The sequence below is a fragment of the Anoxybacillus amylolyticus genome (genome assembly GCF_001634285.1).
Taxonomy (GTDB): Bacteria; Bacillota; Bacilli; order Bacillales; family Anoxybacillaceae; genus Anoxybacteroides; species Anoxybacteroides amylolyticum.
In genome coordinates, this window is sequence record NZ_CP015438.1 from 2,207,130 (window position 1) to 2,225,399 (window position 18,270).

Consider the following 18,270-nt stretch of genomic DNA (forward strand, 5'->3'; position numbering starts at 1 on the left):
AACATTCTGTCCAAATACAAAAATACATAGAAAAGAAGACATCTAGATAATTATTATCTAGATGCTCCCTTGTATCTATAACACAAAAATACAGTTAAATGGTTCATCACCACAACATGTACTTGACAAGTGATACGCTTTCTTGAACAAGAATGTGCAAAAATCATTGGTTTGCTGATTCTTCCTCGCAAGCGTCAGTAGAGCCTGTTATAAAAAATCAAGCACAACTTTTGGTGAAGAGCCAGTTAAATATATTAATGGAATTATTAAGAAACGGCACTCACCATATTCTTCATCTTTAACAAAGCAATCTCCTTCTCCTCATCAGACAACTTTGAAAACAAAATAATCACTGCTTCTACTTGCAGTTCACTTAACCGATTATTCACTAACCCTCTTGCCTCTTTGAGAGAATAAAGAGTTGATTCACTTAAGTATGGTGGGATTATATTTGTATCCTTTATCCAAGTCGCGCAACGTGACGCATCCCAATTAGGAACTTCATTAGTTAATGACGAAAGATAGTTTTGTTTCCATCTTTCTTCAAGATCATTCAAGCGCTCAAGCAAATATTTTTCATGCGCATCAATAATTAATGAAAAATCAACTTCTGACTCATAGTCTCCCCATTTGTCTCGCAAAGCATTGAATTCATTAATTAGTTCTTTTCTATTATCAGAGAATTTTTCAAGATTATAAACATCATTTAGGAAGTTCTGTACATCGTTCGCCACTTGCTCTATCCCCTCTCGATCAATATCTCTAATCGATTTTCCAAGGATTGTTCTTACTCGAGACAAAAATTCTTTACAATCTTGAACACTTAGTAAATTATATATCACATCATATATTTCTGAAACTTCTTCTTTAAGTTTATTCAAATATTCATCTGCTTTATTTATATTTGATTCGATTTTTTGATAGTATTCATGTAAATAACTTTTATTCACCGGATAGTTTTCTAGTAATTTCAAAATTTCTTGTCCATCATTTTTTATTTTCATCAGTTCATTGTATCCGGATGTTGGAGATGGCTTGTTATTATTAAGATAATTTTGTACTGTTTCATTAATATTTTGCAATTTTTGTATAATCGTCAAATCATCCAAGATTTTATCAAGCTTTGTTCTTAATTTGCGTGCCAAATCTCGATAATCGTATTTAGTTAAAGAATCTATTAAGTGAAGAACCCATTTTTCAAAAGCAGATACTTGAGCGTAGCTTTGACATTTTAAATTATTTATAAAATGCTCAAATTCCTCTTGAATAAGGCTATGGCATGCTAATTCCATTTGACGAGCTTCCTCAAGATGCTTTTGATTGTACAAGTATCTCGTTGAATCTCCAATCATCCCTTGGATGTTTTGACACTCATCTAACACCTCGAATATTAGCCTAAATTGCTTCTCTCTTTTTCCATCCTCTAATTTAGATCTTAAACTCCCAAACAGTTCAGTATTATTTTTGTGTAATTTCAACCCCTCTTTCAAAATCAACTCCATATTAATTATTTTGTCCTCAAGCTCTTTTGGTAGATCTTCTTCTTGCTTTAGTTTTTGATACTCTGCCCATAATGATGGGCACATATCTATATCATTATTTTTTTCAACTTTATTATACAAAACTAAATATCGCCCTGCAGATTTTTCAGGATCGACTTTAATGACTGTAGTATCAAACAGCTTCTTAAAATCTACCTCTTTATCTGCAAATACCTCATTCCCCCATTCCTCGAGGCGTAAACGCACATTGCCAATACTTACCCGAATCTCAAGTTTTCTTTGCATTAAGTACGTAGCAATTAGTAAAGCCAAAGCATAGTCATTAATTCCATAAGGCGGTTTCTGGTAAACATCAAAAATTTTACTTACTTCTACCTCTTCGCTTTGAGCAACTAACTCGTCTATTTCTCCATATATTTGTCTTATTTTTAAGTTAGTTGGAGAAATAACTTGATAATCACTGTTGAATATTCCCCATGATCCTGTTCTTCCCTCAAACAAAATCCCTTCGATGCGATTCCTAATTTCAGTTGTTTCTGAATGAATAATTTGGAAAGTTGCACCTGATAAAATAAGTCTTCCTATTCGGGATAAATTTTTCTTAGCTTTTCCTAATGATTTATTGTTAAATTCTGTAAAAGGAAACGAAATAACATCTGGATACAATTCTTCGAACAACGCTTCAAAATAGAGTTTAGGACGTTTATCAACTCTACTAACTCCGTCTCCAGTCAATATTGTACGCTTTGACATAAGCTCATTAAATCGATCTCTAACCAAATTCTCTGTCTTCTCTCTAAACTCCGGAATAAATCGATAAAACTTCGCTTTTTCTTGTTCTGTAAATAAATTAGAAATCTGATATTCGACTAAACTATTATAGAAATCGCTGTTTTGATCATCCAGTACAAAGAAAACAATAGGTATTTTGTCAAACTCAAATCGTTTTAACAACTTTGAAACTTTTTCAATTTCTTCTGTATCAGTTCCCGCCGGAACATAGAGCCACACTAATTTTCCCTTCGGTTTTTCTGGAGAAGTTGATAATTCCCAATCATTTTTTAATCGAAGCAGAAAATCTTTCCCTACATCTCCAATGTGAACTATTTGTTGACTAAATTTCCACTCATTTGTGGTTATATTGTTTTTTATCCCAAACGACGTATCTGTAACCTCTAATGGTAAGACTTGTTGCACAGCATTATCGAAAAATAAGCTAAGGTTCAACTCTAATTTTCTTCTTTTCTCGTTGATTAGCCTTTTGAAATCATTAATCCCCGTGGCATCAGCAATAAAATCAAATACATTAGCACTTTCGTCATAACTAATAACACCAAGTTCGTGTTCTAGCTCAGTTACAATTTCATTTACTTCTTTGAATGTCAATTGTGCAATATAGGCAAGTAACTGTTTCGTTTCTTCTAGAGACCTAGTTTTAAACTTTCCGATTCTAGCAACAAGGTTTGCCGCTAAAACTTCCTTCTGTCTTTCATCCAACTTATCTCCGTGTTTTATTAATATTTGATTGTAAAGAATACAGTATTCACTCTGCTTTCTCCCTTCTTGTTCAGCAGCTAAAAGTTCTTTAAAAAACTCTGATCTTACTATCCTCGTTGCTGGAACAGTGCATAGATCCCCGAACTCACTCAAAATGTTATTTGCTTCTAAATCTATTTGTCTTTCTAAAAAAGTTAAAGAAGATCTTTGCTGAAGCCAAGAAGAAAGATTGGATAGCATCCATGTAGTTAATGGATGTAATGGATAGGCTCCTTCTAAAACTATTTTTCTAAAATGCTCAAAATCCCCCCATACACTAGAATTTTTCGAGTGAGGAGACCAAGCTAAAAATTTTTCATGGAATAACTTCCACTCATCCTTATTCTTCTCGATTTTGTTAACAACTAATCTTTTGAACTCATTACTATCTTTTCTTTCTATTAAATTAGCGAAAATAGTTTCTAGATTTGATGACAAATGTATTTTTTCACTCGCTTCGTATCTACCGATATAGCGACTTATATTTGCTGTTCTATCTACCCTAGTGAGGTACGACTTTAGATCAGATTGTATAAAACCAACAAAAACGATTTTATCACTACTGTCTTGAACAGCCTCATAAATCTGTTGGAGGGCGGAATCACCTGCTCTTGTAGGGTAGGCAGAAGCAAACTCTATATATCTTCCAAACTCATCAAAAAATACTAAGACTTTATTAAATTTTCCTCTATCCCCACATAAATGTTCAGCTATTTTAGAAAGCACATCCCCAGCTGAAATTCCTTCATCCCATCTAATATATGTTCCGTTTATTTGGTAATAAACCTTATTTATAACTTCAAACACATTAGGATCTTGTAAGATATTTTCTAGAAGATAATTTTTTAAATTTACGTAATCCGCTACACTAAGAATTTCTTGTGCATATTCCTCATATAAGTTTTCGTAATTTTCATAAGTATTGTTGACGAAATTTTTAGCAATATCATACGATTTTGTAATACTTTTCAAAAATTCTCCGTCTACGCCTTGCAAATCTAAAACTTTCTGCGTTGCATTTAATATCTCATAGTTTAAGTTAAAATCTCTCATCCCATTTAGAACAAGCACTAAGTTAGGTTTCAATGAATATTCTTTAATTTCTTTCCCTATTTTGCCATCTACTTTTTCTATGTTTGAGATAATATCCTTTTGTGTTGATGCATTCCCACTAAATAAACTTGCTAAAGTTAACGCTAAATGTGATTTACCTGTTCCGTACGGAGCAATAACCATAAAGAAATTAGATAGGCTACTATCACCGTATAACTTATTAGCTAAAATATTAGCGAAGGTGGCCGTATCGACTAAACGATGGGTTTTATACGTTAGATCATCTTCAAAGACACCGAAATACTCCGGTCCATGAAACACAAAACTTTTAGCTACTTCTTCTTGTTTTTCCTTGTTATAATACCAATCGACTTGTACCGCACCGTTGAAATATAGTTCCTTTTTAAATCGAATGACATCCTTAAGGTATATCATAGTCTCCCTCTTTCCTATATCAAAAAACTATATATTTTTCCTAATAACATTTTCGAAGAAGCTTGTTTAACTAACGTAATAGGAGATAACTGCCTATTAATAAGAATTACCCTTTCTTCTTGAAGTATATCCAATACATCCATAGTAATAAAATCATCCCAAAGAAAAGGCATTCCAAAACCTAGATCTTTTCTTACATGGTCATATGTCAGTTCTGTTTGATGAGGAAACACCTGTTCCCATTCACTAATTAGTGAATATGCATATAAATACTTAAACACCCTATTAGGTTGATGTTGTCTGAAAAGGTATTTCTTTTTTTCAATCTCTAATATCCCTAGATCCCTGAAACTTTTTTCAGTTGTATAGCATGTACGAAACGGAGTAGTATTGATATTACTTACATTAAAATATTTAGAAAGAGCATTTTCTAAAAATTGTTGATCTAACTCGAATCCAGCACTAGGTATGATTGTATTAAAAATATAAGACCACATTGCTGCTGGGGAGTTAAGAGTACATAAATTATAATGACACAACCAGTGTGTTAAAGTTTCTGTAAAAAACGGATCCTCTCTAACAATCACCTCTCCTAAAGGGGTTAAGCGAATCGAATAAGTAGCCCCCTTTTTATGAACGTTTATCAATCCCATTGCTTGACAATACAAGATGTTAGGCTCAACTTTTCCTGAGCGTTGACCAGTTGGAATTGTCGTGATAGCTGAAATTTCTTCTTTCGACAAATAATCGTTTGTTTTGGAAGCGAGTTGCACTAATTGTGCAATCGCTTCCTTCTCTGGTGCAAATGTCTGATGAAAATTTAACGAAAACTGCATAGCTACTTAATCCTTTCTCCTAACGAAGTAATATTAATAATCATAGGTGTTCCTCTCTCTAAGTTACCGTTCGCACCTAATACAGGCCCAGATACTATACATTGTCCCTTTCCTAAACTCGCCAGTTTTAAAGCCCATTCTTTTCTTTTTTGATTATCCATACTTAAGAAAGAAGCAATATCATTTATTTCAGACTCCGGAGGTGAAAAATAAACTTTTTGACTTGCATTTTGCAACCTCTGAATCTCATCCTTATTTAGCTGTCCTTGTAAGAATTGAGTAGCATACCACCCAGACCAGCCAAATTTACGCCCCTCTGTTAAAATTTTAGCACTTGGTGAACTCTCGGAATGATCTAGATTTTGCGCCTCGTCTAATATTACCGGAAAAGGTTTTGTTTTATCTCCATGTGATAAATTAAAATTCCATAAATCCCAAAGTATAAACTCAGTTACAATTAACTGAACTTCCCTGACAAATCCAGACAATTGAACAACAAAAATAACTCCTTCCTGTTTTCGATGTTCCTCCCAGTTATATTCCGACTTATAGTCAAATGGATTCCTGTCAATAAGTGGCTCAATTTTTGCTAATGCTGTTTTGGCGTAACTAGATCCGTCTGCTTCCAGTTCATCTCTCAAATATTGCAAATTCATTTTAGTACCATACTTTTGAAGACCTTTCATTGTAGCTCTATATATAGCATTAGCTTGCTGATCCCCCATCCCTTTATACACAGCTGCAAAAACACTTCTTATTCTTTCAGCTACATCTGCATTTTCTTCCTCTTTATAAAGTCCCTCATCAATTTCCTTTAAATTTTTTTTGAAGGGATTGATTGGGAATCCTTGCATTTGTACATGGAATTGTTTAATTCTATCTCCTAAATATTCCTTAAACTCTGCCTCCAACTTAGAATTTTTGAATCCATCTGTATAATCAAAAATAATACTTGAAATATTATGACGAGCTAGTTCAAGCAATAAACACTGAATAAAATACGTTTTTCCTACCCCTGATTTTCCAGTAATCAATATATGTCGATTCTCGAGTTGTGGATGTCCATATTCCCAATAAACTTTCTTTTTCGTTTTAACTTCTTCACCTAATAGAATTCGAATATTCTCCAAGCTGTTAGTCATTCTCTTAGGAGTATCTAAAGTATTCTTATTTGAGTTAGTGATTTCTATAGCTTGGGCTGTTGTTTCGTTAGAAAGGCAATATTTTGGTGTCTCAGCTAAGGCTTGGTTAATTACATTTTCTTCGTCACCTCGATTATAATCTTTCTCATTTCCAAAAGATTCCGTGTTCGTAATATCAACTCTTTTTTCTACTCTCTTTAAAAATATGGATAGGTAAACCTTTGAAGTCATCTCTGGTTTTTCCCCCCATTCACACCGTACGTGAGAGTTTCCCCTCATACGGCGTTCCATCAATCGGGTGTATCGACCGATTGACTAGTGGCCATCCCTCCATAATGTTTCCATCACTTCTTCAGTACTGTGCCACCGCTCTCACTGGCATAAAGATGAGTTATAGCATTTTGCCTTTCCTCATCACCGTTTCATCAGTGGGTAAGACCTCCACGTTACCAGCTTTCCACGTTCCGATGGTTCTATCTGTACATATGCACTTTTAGGTGAATCCTCTGGCCCCGCTGGCTGGACAGCGCCTATAACGCTGTAAGGTGTTTCATAAAGACGATTCTTACTCCACCTCACCAGCACCACGAACCGTGGCAATACCATTTCTGGTACTCATACCTCTAGAGCCGTACATTCAGATTTTCGTCAGCTGGTTTTCGTATCCCAACATTCTCACCATGAGTGCTTTATAGACCCCCGGCCTATCCGCTGCACCCCCACCTCTGGAGAGCTTTCGTCAGCCTTACATGTTACGGCAACGTTCAGCCGACTTCACCGAGCTTATAACGACTAGATGCTTCCCCATCTTGTCGCTATTCGGAGTATTAGGGAGAGCCTTTCGAGGCGTTACCCTCTCATTCGACTCTTCGAACCATCAGTTCTCCTAGCTTTTTACGCTAGTGCCTAACCTTTTCAGTTAGGAACGTGTCGCACCGTCTTGGTAATCATCTCTATCATCCGCAAAAAGTTCTATTTCTTCTTGATCTATATCTACAAAGGAAATACCGTCTCGCAAATCTTGAGGCAATAAATGTTTCTGAATGTAAATCTGTCCAAATGATTTATGAACATATGAAATCTCACTATCTTTTAAATTAAGTTTCTCCTCACCAATGACCTCTTGATTATAGTCTAACCAATAAGTAAGTAACACACAGTTCCACTCAATTTCAAACTTTCCTTCGATTATCTTCAACAAACTTTTATTTAATGTTTCTTTATCATTTGGATTGTTAGTGATATAGACAGGCGAAAAGGACAGCAATCTATACAATTGTGAATACCAATATCTTCTATCATGTTTCTCAGACGAAGGATCGAAGATAGATTTTAGAAATTGTACTCCTGCCTCTAGTTGGGTAATCCCTTTTTCTACATGGAAAGCACTTTCTTTCCCCATTTTACATTCTACTAGCGTTGCCTTAATCTTAATAACATCTTCTAATCGCAACCCATTCCTGTCTATTTCTAAGAGTAAAAAATCCGGCCTATTTTCTAACGTATGTTGCATTTTCCCTTCATGAAACCAATGTTGATAAGAATCTAGCGAAATATAGTTTCTAACTACCAAGCTATCAGTTACTGTTTCTACCTCCAGTGAATAAACAGATAAAAGACTAGATAAGAAATTATGAATCTCATAATTATAAGGATTCAATGCCTTTAAAACCTTAATTCCATCTAAAAGGGAAGATTTCTTTACACAATAACTTGCCGATTGTTCGCACGTTTTTAAATCCCAAGAAGTAAATATGGATTGTAAGCGAGATTTTAGTTTTGAACATATGTCATTTTTCACTTCTGGCGATGACGAAACTGCAACATTTAGCTCTCCGAACGGGCCCTCTCCAGTTGAGAAACTTATGATATTTTCACGATCATAAAATGTTTTATCTAGACAAGTATCTATAGTAACTACCCAGCGAGCTATTTTATGAAGATAATTCAATAACTCTCTAGATTGGTCAGATAAAATCAACTTTCTCTCTACTCGGTAAATATCTTTTTCACTATATGGCTGCTCAATCCAAAACAACAGCTGTGAATGACTAAATGAAGCTTGAAACTGTTTTTGGCTAATTGATATATTTCTTACCCTGTCTTTTCTTGAAGCGGGGAGGGGATGAAACGTCATCGGAAACCGAGTGTCACTAGGATTAATAGATTTTTCCCATGTGCGTTCGTAATCAACTCCTGCTGTCTCAAGTATGTTTTGGTAAAAAACAATATCGTAATTATCTAACGCCCTTTTCCAATCATTTAGTGAAACATTTGTAAATGTCAAATAGCCCCCACCTTTTTGAGGGTCGGGGCTTAAAGTATTATTTAGTTAATGAAAGGCAATACATCAAACAGGAAGGAGCATCGGACTATGGCAGGCTCCGATCAAGTATGCTCGAATTTACGGGAGAGGTATTCCTAATTTTGGATAATCAACAACCGTGTTAATTCTTCGTCCAACCCAATGAAAAAACGCTCTTTCATATGGTTTTCCTTCCCACTATAATAAGAAGATGATGTTCATGCTCAGTTGATTCTCCCGGATGAGACTCCAGATAGGAGAAAGGTTTAACTTCTTCAATATCAAACACATCAAACTCATCCAAATGATCCTTAGAGAGGAAATACACCGGACGGTAGGGTCGATGCGGTCGTTCGAACATGTTCTTTTCAATTTCCACTCCGATACCAAATTCAGCATCATGTACCGACAAGTCCGACAAAAACAAAATTCCATTATCTTTTAGAACTTGATGACACTCTTTGATCATTTTTTTCGTAAACGTCAAATAGCCCCCACCTTTTTGAAGGCCGGGGCTTGAGGTATTATTTAGTTAGCTGCTGAAAAGCAATACATGAAACAGGGAGTGTGGTTGACCAAGGAAGCATTTGATCCAATGCGTTCTTGTCTGACAAATCCATATTGGGAAGCTTCTCAAAAAGATAGCGAAGGTAATAATATGGATGTAATTGATTCGCTTTCGCTGTCTCCACTATGCTGTAGATGATGGCACTTGCCCGTGCACCTTGTGGTGTATTAGCGAAAAGCCAATTTTTCCTTCCGATGACCACCGATTTGATCGAGCGTTCGCTGCGATTATTATCGATCTCCAGTCGCCCATCCTCTAAAAAGGCCACTAATTTATCCCATTGGTTCAGACAATACGCAACGGCTTTTCCTAATGCGCTCTTTGGCAACACGTGCTGTTTTTGCTTTTGCAGCCATGACAAAAAAGCGTCTAAGATAGGCTTGCTTTGCTTTAGACGTTCTTCATACCGATCTTTAGGATCTAATTTTTTTAATTTACGTTCCACCGCAAACAGCTGATTACAGAAATTCAGACCTTCCGTTGCGGTCACTGGTGCCACGCTATTGGCAGGCATGGATTTTAGGGCGTCTGTAAATCCTCTACGCGCATGAGCCCAACAACCAACCAAGGTTACGTTTGGCACTTGATGGTATCCTGCGTATCCATCCACCTGCAAATAGCCTTGAAAACCGTTCAGGAAATTCTTTGGGTTTTCCCCTGCTCTCGTTTCCTGATAATCATAAAGGATGATAGGCGGCCCTTCTATTCCTGTCTGATACTGCCATAAATAGGAGGTAGAAGTAGCCGGTCTTCCAGGTTCCTGAAGAACCTGAAGGGTGGTTTCATCGGCATGAATAATATCCAGCTCCAGAAGATGTTCGTGCATCCGATGATACAGCACACTCAGCCATCGTTCCGCTCCTTTTACCATCCAATTGGCAAAGGTTTGTCGAGAAAGAGGCATGCCCATTCGTTGAAACTGTTTTTCTTGGCGATATAACGGGAGTCCCTCTACATATTTTTGCGTCATAATATGTGCCAAAATAGAAGGAGAGGCAAGACTGCCCGGAATGACGGATTTCGGTCTAGGCGCTGTTTGAATAGGTGTTTCGATCTCATGGTGCTCACAATGGCGACAAGAATAGACATATTGCACGTGTTTCACTACTTTTAATTCCGCAGGAATATAGACAAGTTCTTGGCGTACTTCCGTACTCATTTCATGTAGCGTTCCACCGCAACACGAACAGACCTGCTCTTCATCGGATAAACGGTATTCGACCGTTTCGACCGGCAGGTTTTCCAGCATCGCTTCGCGGTGACCGCGTGTTTTCCGACGGCGCTGATAACGAATGGACTCCAACGTAGGTTCCGGCAACTCAAGGTTCGATTCGTTTTCTACCTCGTTGAATAGTTCCAATTGACCAGGATGGATTTTTTCACTTGAAACGCCAAAGCGTTTGTGCTGCAGAAGGCGAAGCTGTTCTTCATACCATTTTACTTTCGCTTCCAACTCCTGTTGCTTTTTTAGTTTCGCCTGTAATTCTGCATTTTGCTTTTCTAGCATTTCCAAGCGTTGGAGGAGATCTTCAGTTGTAAGATTGGAATGAGGGAATTTCGCTGTTTTTTTCATACTCTCATTATACAATAAAACAGCGGAATTCCCTGAATTTTTATTATTTAAATAACTTTCTTTGCGGTTACTGCCGAATGGGCTTGTTTCTGGTTCAATGATAGTCCATCGAGCAGCCAGCGTAATTGGCGTGGACTAATTTGTAAAGGTTCCGAGCTGTGCTCCGAAGGCCAATCAAACGTTCCACGTTCCAGTCGGCGATAATATAGCCAAAATCCGTTATGATCCCAATGAAGAATTTTCAATTTATCCCGTCCACGATTGCAGAACACAAAAAGGGTAGAAGAAAAGGGATCAAGCTGGAATGCTTCTTGGACGATGGCTGCCAACCCGTCGATGGATTTTCGCAAATCTGTACTCCCTCGGGCGAGGTACACATGGGTCACCGTGGCCGCATTTAACATAACGTTTTCAACACCTTCACCACATCGGCAAAAAGCGAAGGGTTAAACCCTTGCTTCACCTCGATCGAACATTCGCCGATTTTTACTTGGATGGAATCCTCTTCATGGATCGATGGATCTGCCATCACAACGGATGCCCATTTTGTAGAGGGATTTGGTGTAGCGTTGGAACCTTCGAGCCGTTTGAGCCAGTACTTCAGCTGGTGAACCTTTAACCTATTCCTTTCACACCATTTTGCTTGGGTGAGACCACTCGCCCTGTAATCAGCAATACGCTGTTCCCATTCACGTCTTAATTCGTTTTTGTCCATACCAAAACTCCTTTAATTAAGATTTCTAAAGAAATTATGGCACGGATGTAGGGGCAAAACTAGGTGGGAAGAGTTTGACGCTTACAAACATTTTTTATGTCCATATAACTATAATAAGTTTCTATATTTACATTATCATCCTCGCTAAAGAAATTATCTAGCCAAAAACTCAAGTACCTTTTTCCGTGTTGAGTATTTAATGGCGATATGATGTTTATTTTTAAATTTACATACCGAAATGACCCTTTATATTCTTCGATAAATTTATGAAGAGCAGCAACTATGATTTGTAATTGTTCAAAGTTAATAAAACATACCGATAGAGAGTCAACATTAGATGGGAAAGTTTGAACATACTGCTTCATATGGTTAAATACTAATTGTGAACTTGATGTTTCCGATAGAACCTCTTGGCTATCGAAATCTTCATCTAAAGACCTACCTAAGCCCGTGAAAGACGGATGATTTAAATAAACTTCATCCGCTACTCCTTTTCCATATAGTGCATAGTATCCAAATACGTCTCGGGTAACCCGACTAGCATTATTGCTTGAATAAATAATGTCCACACCAGATATGATTGTAGATTGTTTATCGATTTTCTCCATTCTTTTCAGAATGAAATTTTTAGTTAGTTTTTCTCTCTTGGCTAGTTGAATAAGTTCTGCAAACCCTTTTCGCTGAAATGCTTGCTGTTCTATTATTTTCTCTAACATTGCTGGATGATATGGAGGGACTACAGCCCCGGTCAAATCTAATTTATTTTCTGCTTCATCCTTGCTAGGCACCAAAAGCAGTAAGTTCGCCACCAAATGCAAATAGTTTTTTTCCTCATCGTTTAAACTTTCTACCTTTTCGGTAATATCGTTTATCACTTCCACATATTTACTAACAAACATAATCGCACCGTCTTTATTAAAAGCGCTAATTGTGTTGTATAATCCATTTTCACTAATCCCTTGTACAAATGATAAAAATGGTGCAGTCAATTGGTATAGTTTGGTGAAAATCACACTATTTCTCACTTCGCTAGGAAATAGTGAAAAAATATTAGTGTATTCAAGTGATAAGTTTCTCAAATAGAAATGAAACGACTCGCTATCCGTGCTAGCTAAAAGATTCAATATTCCCTTGCTATAAAAAATCGGCAAAAAAACCTCATCTGTATCAATAAGTTCTTTTAAAAACTTTGTATGAGAAAAAGCCTGCAACCAGTATTCATATGGACTGAAATTCCAAACATACTCTTTTCTTACTTTATCGTTTATATAAGTTTCAAAATAAATTTTAGATAACCTTTCCGTGTTAGTATCTGCCTTAATATTGATATGTTTAAAATTCTGTAATGTAAAAGGATCTTGATTGTCTACATACGATACATTTACTTCTTCATCTAGCTCTTGATTTATGTAATCTACAATCCCCCCCAAAGAGATACATAAATCATGCCACTTATCAAACTTATGCTCGTCATCATTAATAGTATCCGTTAACACAACTTCGGTTACCCTTATTTTTATGTCTATTGATTCGTTTATTAGATCATCTGACTCTACTGAATCAATTAAAATTTTCGCATATGCTTGTAAAGGAGATCCATGGATTTTTTTTACTTTATCCTTTGTACTTTTTGATCCTGATGACACTCGAATATTAAGAATTTTTTCTAGTAAATTAAAATCTATGTTAGAGAGCTTCCCTCTAAGCAAATCTATATTTTTCCCTTTTATGAAATCAAACACTGCTTCCTTGAATTCCGAAAAACTATTGAATTCTCGTAATATTTCATCTTGAAAATTTGTTATCAATTCCGGATGAAGTTGTTCGAACTGTTCAAATTTATCTTCTATCTTTTTAAACTCTTTTTCAGACACTCCCTCTTTATAATCAGTTCGAGTAATAAACTTTACTGCTTTATCTATAATATCCATCCGTTTATTACTTTTTAATTTCGATAGCCATACGGCATCTATGCTTTTGATATTAGGCAATCCAAAATAGTCAGAAAATCTAGACGCTACAAACTCTACAATTTTTTCTGCGTCATTCAACTCCTTTTTTACAAGCTCATCCACGATCGTACTTAATTTAACCAAATCACTAGGAATATGTTGGAAAACACTCTTAAAAAAGTTATTAATGAGATTCTTTTCTGTATTATCACTAATATCAATAAGCTCACTAAACCAGCGGTAATATTCCCCATTTAATTTTTCTTCTATTGTTCTCGGAGTTATGCAATAAAAATCAGCTAATCCTCCTTTATCTTCTACACTCTCTGTTCCCATCAAAATAACTAGTCCTTTTTCCTCTGCAAACAAATTTCTCCATTTAGTCATCTGTTCTCCAGAACTCACTACTTTTTCTTCCATTAACTTTTCTAAAACATTTTCATATAATTTTCCTTTTGAATTTTCGTTTGAAAAAAGATCATATTTCTCTTTTGCTAGTTTTGCTGTGAATTTTAAGTTACGTTCTTTAAAGTGTAAATAAACGTTCAAATAAACCTCAGGATGAACAAAATGATCTAAACGAAAAAAGGAATTCCCATTTATATCGATGTGCTCACTTATGATATTAACAATCTCATTTACATACCTTCTCAAACCCTATCACCCTTTATACAAATGGATTTTCTACAATAGAAACAGCGTCAGATAAGTCCCTTAAAAAACCACAATCCTTAAGCATTTGTTGCATAATATTAACATTCTCGTCAAATGAGCTTAAATCTAAATTTTGTTTTTCCCCAAAATGTTTTAAAGCTTCAATCGGTCCTATAACCATTCTGAAATGTTCATAACATTTATTTAAAAATGTTGAGAAAAGTATTCTCTCCCCAGGAATAATTAAACTAGTAACAAGTAGCTTAATCATATTTTCGTTTAAAGTAAGCCGCATGTTCTTCCCTGTTGGTGGTACAACAAATTCTATATCTTTCCCGAGCCGCCGAACCAATTTATTTGTATCTTCCGATGCTTCTTTATATATATGCATCTCGCTACTTTTCTTATTTTGAGATCTTAGTTTTTCTTGGTATTTCTTTAGATTGGCCTCATGAACAACTCTAAAAACATTCTCTTCCAACTTTCGGTAAGATGATACAGCCATTTTCCTAATAGATCCACTAGGATCATCTGTTAAATCTATTAGCCATTCTTGATTATCATCATTGTAAAGCAATTTTGTAGATTGTAAACACATCATCCTGATTATCTGTATAACTATAAGCGAACCTAATAACTCTATTTTTTCAAAAGGATCTAATTTACTTCTTAATAAATTATCTAACTCAATAACAGTATACCCCGCTCTAAGCGAGTAGTTATCCGGAATCCAGCTAACTTCCTTTTTTATCCACATAATTCCGTCAGAATCTATAGAATTATCTTCATAATGATAAAGAAACCACATTTTTTGAATATAGTTTGCTACTTCACTTAGCTGAGGTATCCCTTGTACTAAGCTCCTTAATCCTTCAACAAGCCTTTCTTCATATTCCGGCTTTTGTAAAATTCCTTGTAAAACATGTAAATAATAAACTTCTCCTCCTCTAGCCATGAATGCTCTATCAGTAAATGAGAAAGCTTTATCGACTTTCTTATCATTTCTTTCGTATTCCATAGATTTTCGAACAGCTTTTTTTCCCATAGCCTCACAAAAAATAAGCTCAGGAGCTACCGGAAGAAGTGATTGGGCAAACCAAGATCTTCCTCCAGTAACTGCATTGAAGCTATACAACAAATCCTGAATAATATCCAAAACCATATCCGAATTTAAGTTAGAATTATCAATTTCTATATTTTCTTGTAGATATGCTCTAAAACTGCTCAATGCATCTTTATCAACCCCAAATCTCTTTTCAGGATCGCTCTTATTAAGGAAAATAAATCTTTTTAATCCTATTCGAGGATTGGGGAAGTATTTCAACGTACTATTTTTAGGAACAAAAAATGAAAAACCTTGGTCTGCACTATCCACAGAGTCACTTTCCCCTTTCGGAGAAATAAAAACAAGGAGAAATTCTAAAAGATACTCATATAAGGTTTGACTACGGTAAATTCTTTGACCATAAATTTGTATTTGTAAATTTTCCGAATCTTGTTCAAAATCTTTTAAATGCGGAAACAAAAAAATCCCTCCCAGTCATATTATTTTACATAAATTTCTTTATCATAAATTTCTAAAGTGATTATTTTCGGTCCTTTTACCGTGTGAACCAAAATTTTACTTTCAGGTTGATGCCCTTTGAATCTATACTCCTGGTATAATTTGGATTTCAACTTATCCACACCATGGCTCAGCGAAGGATTCAATTTAGTTGACACCGCCCCCTTGATAACTTTATTAAAGTAATCAAGCAACATTAGTGAAATAGGGAATTTATCGACATTTTCAAATCTTAATTCTAGCCTGTAATAACCTTCTTCTTGATCGTACACTGATGTTATATAATTTTGTTTTACATAAATGCTAGATGTCTCTATCTTTCCAAGCAACAGTTGTACTGGTTGAGCCATTTCTTTGCGATTGACAGGAAGATATATTACTTCTTCGTCCGAGTTATTCATCGGAAATCCTACAAACATAGTATACAAAGCCTTTACTATTTTATTTTTAATTTCTCTTATTTCTGGTAAGCTTAACTGCTTAGATCGTATTTTTAAATATTCACTAAACACAGGGGAAAAAAGCCTATTTAACATGTTAGACATTGAATCTTCGTCGTGATTTCCAAATAAAATTTGAGCTCTTCTAACAGCTTTTCTAAGCTCACGAGCCTCCTCACTTTTCAATAAGTCAGAGGATAATGTTGTGTATCCTCTCATTTTATGACTCCAGATAGGCTGAATAATCTCCCTCACTGTTCGGGTTAAAAAGGAAAAATCTTCTCGAACAAAAATTGAATAATCATTAGGTAATTCTTTGGAATCAAGTTGCAAATTCTGCAATTCTTGAATAGCTCTGATTTGTAGCGCATCTTTGTTTTTGGTTACACCTCCATACCCAAAAAATAGGTTGAAGAAATGATAGTTAAAGAGTATGTTTCTATTCGATTTATTCTTAATGTCGTCGCAAGTGAGGTTGCCGGTAATGCTATAAGAAATTTGCGACAAGATCTGTCGAATAGTTAGCCTTCTATCTGTTTCATATAGCCATCTATAGTATGAAGAGATAAATTTTTCCACATTCGCATAGTTTTCTTTAACAGAGAGATAATTATGATAAATAGGGCATTTTTGCTTTGATTCGCATTTGCTACACTCTATCCATAACTCCTCAGCTAATAAGTTTCTGATTAATCTAGGAACAACAATTACATTGTCAATCCTTGCCATGTTGATTAATAAAACATCATGCTTCCCTACTTTCCCTATATCCCCTTTGTTTTCATCCATTAATTTTAATAAATTCATTTCAATTTCAGTAATCGACACTCCTGTAGGATAAGTCTGCTCTAAGCCTTTGAAAGCCTCTAGCAAAGGTCCAGTATTTGAAACTAATATAGATGAGCCACCTTGATTTTTAATATCTAAAGCACGTTTTAATACGTTAACCTGCTCCTCTTTATTTAACTCACTCATATCCTTCACGTAAAAAATAGTTGTGTTTAACTGTTTAGAATAAACCTCTTGAAATTTGCTAATCGAATTACCAGTTAAAACATCTAATGATTTTAAAATTTGATACAAGAGGCTGGTTTTTCCATCTCCAGCGTGTCCAGTGAGTATCACTACATTAGGAGATTGTTTAATTTTTTGAATAATATATTGACCTATATTCCTGTCAACGCGTATTTTTTCATAATAAGGATTACTGATCTGAGATTCAGCAATAGCATTTTCATTAGAGCTATTAGCATTATTCAGCGAATTCAAGTACTTAATATAATTATTAACCGTCATTCTATCAACACTCCAGTTATCGATAGTTATTAAATTTAACCTCGTTTTTATTTAGAACAGTTACCGCTAACCCATTTATTAACTAATTGATAAAAGTATGGCTCTTCACCAAAAGTTGTGCTTGATTTTTTATAACAGGCTCTACTGACGCTTGCGAGGAAGAATCAGCAAACCAATGATTTTTGCACATTCTTGTTCAAGAAAGCGTATCACTTGTCAAGTACATGTTGTGGTGATGAACCAAAAGTATGCATAGTTATTTTAACTCAAAAAAATCGCAATGACTGTCGAATTTTGTCGGATGTTTAATGGTAAAATTGGAGTGAGCCTTTAAAAGTAGACATGTATAAATCGGGAAAAAGATGTCCATACAGAAGACCGGAAGGAGGAGTGAGCCTTTAAAAGTAGACATGTATAAATCGGGAAAAAGATGTCCATACAGAAGACCGGAAGGAGCCGATGAACATGTCAAAAAACAAAGAACTTATAAAAGCTATTCTCCAGAATTGAAGATGGAAGCCGTTCAAAGAGCCTTGGCGGGAGAGAGTGTAAAAGTCATTGCACATCATCTTGAGATTACAGATCCTGACTATATTTATAAATTGGGCTATATTTCCTCCTTCTCGTCTTACCGATCTCTCCTCAGAATTCCGTGGGGCTGTCAAGTGCTCTCCTTGACAGTTTCACGGGGTTCTGAGA

Annotated in this window: 11 protein-coding genes; all 11 read right to left on the reverse strand. The window is 35.5% G+C overall.

Going from position 1 to position 18,270, the window contains the following annotated elements; genetic code table 11:
* Positions 1-266: 266 nt before the first annotated feature.
* On the reverse strand, positions 267-4,526 hold the full coding sequence (locus tag GFC30_RS11155; RefSeq protein WP_066325534.1) for a coiled-coil domain-containing protein: 4,260 nt from the start codon (positions 4,524-4,526) through the stop codon (positions 267-269).
* A gap of 14 nt (positions 4,527-4,540) precedes the next feature.
* Positions 4,541-5,362 (reverse strand): DUF4007 family protein, encoded by an 822-nt coding sequence (locus GFC30_RS11160; protein ID WP_066325536.1) that lies wholly within the window; start codon positions 5,360-5,362, stop codon positions 4,541-4,543.
* Positions 5,363-5,364: 2 nt separating this feature from the next.
* Positions 5,365-6,735: a helicase HerA domain-containing protein gene (locus GFC30_RS11165; RefSeq protein WP_066325538.1), complete on the reverse strand. Its 1,371-nt coding sequence runs from the start codon at positions 6,733-6,735 to the stop codon at positions 5,365-5,367.
* Positions 6,736-7,423: 688 nt separating this feature from the next.
* Complete coding sequence (locus GFC30_RS11170) at positions 7,424-8,791, reverse strand: hypothetical protein (RefSeq protein ID WP_066325540.1); 1,368 nt, start codon at positions 8,789-8,791, stop codon at positions 7,424-7,426.
* A 196-nt stretch (positions 8,792-8,987) separates the two neighbouring features.
* Positions 8,988-9,296, reverse strand: coding sequence for a hypothetical protein (locus tag GFC30_RS11175; RefSeq protein ID WP_066322944.1), 309 nt, complete (start codon positions 9,294-9,296; stop codon positions 8,988-8,990).
* 37 nt (positions 9,297-9,333) lie between these two features.
* Entirely contained in the window at positions 9,334-10,884 is a 1,551-nt protein-coding gene (gene tnpC, locus GFC30_RS11180) for an IS66 family transposase (RefSeq protein ID WP_148660354.1), read from the reverse strand.
* Positions 10,885-10,997: 113 nt separating this feature from the next.
* Positions 10,998-11,354 (reverse strand): IS66 family insertion sequence element accessory protein TnpB, encoded by a 357-nt coding sequence (gene tnpB, locus GFC30_RS11185; protein WP_066322942.1) that lies wholly within the window; start codon positions 11,352-11,354, stop codon positions 10,998-11,000.
* Positions 11,348-11,665, reverse strand: a complete 318-nt coding sequence (gene tnpA, locus GFC30_RS11190) for an IS66 family insertion sequence element accessory protein TnpA (protein WP_066322969.1) — start codon at positions 11,663-11,665, stop codon at positions 11,348-11,350. Before tnpA ends, tnpB begins: the two co-directional genes overlap by 7 nt.
* A 59-nt stretch (positions 11,666-11,724) precedes the next feature.
* Positions 11,725-14,271, reverse strand: a complete 2,547-nt coding sequence (locus tag GFC30_RS11195) for a hypothetical protein (protein ID WP_066325544.1) — start codon at positions 14,269-14,271, stop codon at positions 11,725-11,727.
* Positions 14,272-14,284: 13 nt separating this feature from the next.
* Positions 14,285-15,796, reverse strand: coding sequence for a hypothetical protein (locus tag GFC30_RS11200; protein ID WP_066325546.1), 1,512 nt, complete (start codon positions 15,794-15,796; stop codon positions 14,285-14,287).
* Positions 15,797-15,816: 20 nt separating this feature from the next.
* Positions 15,817-17,571 (reverse strand): hypothetical protein, encoded by a 1,755-nt coding sequence (locus GFC30_RS11205; RefSeq protein ID WP_066325549.1) that lies wholly within the window; start codon positions 17,569-17,571, stop codon positions 15,817-15,819.
* Positions 17,572-18,270 lie beyond the last annotated feature (699 nt).

Coding starts and splice junctions, on each gene's coding strand:
- GFC30_RS11205 (WP_066325549.1), bottom strand. CDS start 17,571: ATGACGGTTAATAATTATATTAAGTACTTGAATTCGCTGAATAATGCT.
- tnpB (WP_066322942.1), bottom strand. CDS start 11,354: ATGTTAAATGCGGCCACGGTGACCCATGTGTACCTCGCCCGAGGGAGT.
- GFC30_RS11155 (WP_066325534.1), bottom strand. CDS start 4,526: ATGATATACCTTAAGGATGTCATTCGATTTAAAAAGGAACTATATTTC.
- GFC30_RS11165 (WP_066325538.1), bottom strand. CDS start 6,735: ATGACTTCAAAGGTTTACCTATCCATATTTTTAAAGAGAGTAGAAAAA.
- GFC30_RS11160 (WP_066325536.1), bottom strand. CDS start 5,362: ATGCAGTTTTCGTTAAATTTTCATCAGACATTTGCACCAGAGAAGGAA.
- tnpC (WP_148660354.1), bottom strand. CDS start 10,884: ATGCTAGAAAAGCAAAATGCAGAATTACAGGCGAAACTAAAAAAGCAA.
- tnpA (WP_066322969.1), bottom strand. CDS start 11,665: ATGGACAAAAACGAATTAAGACGTGAATGGGAACAGCGTATTGCTGAT.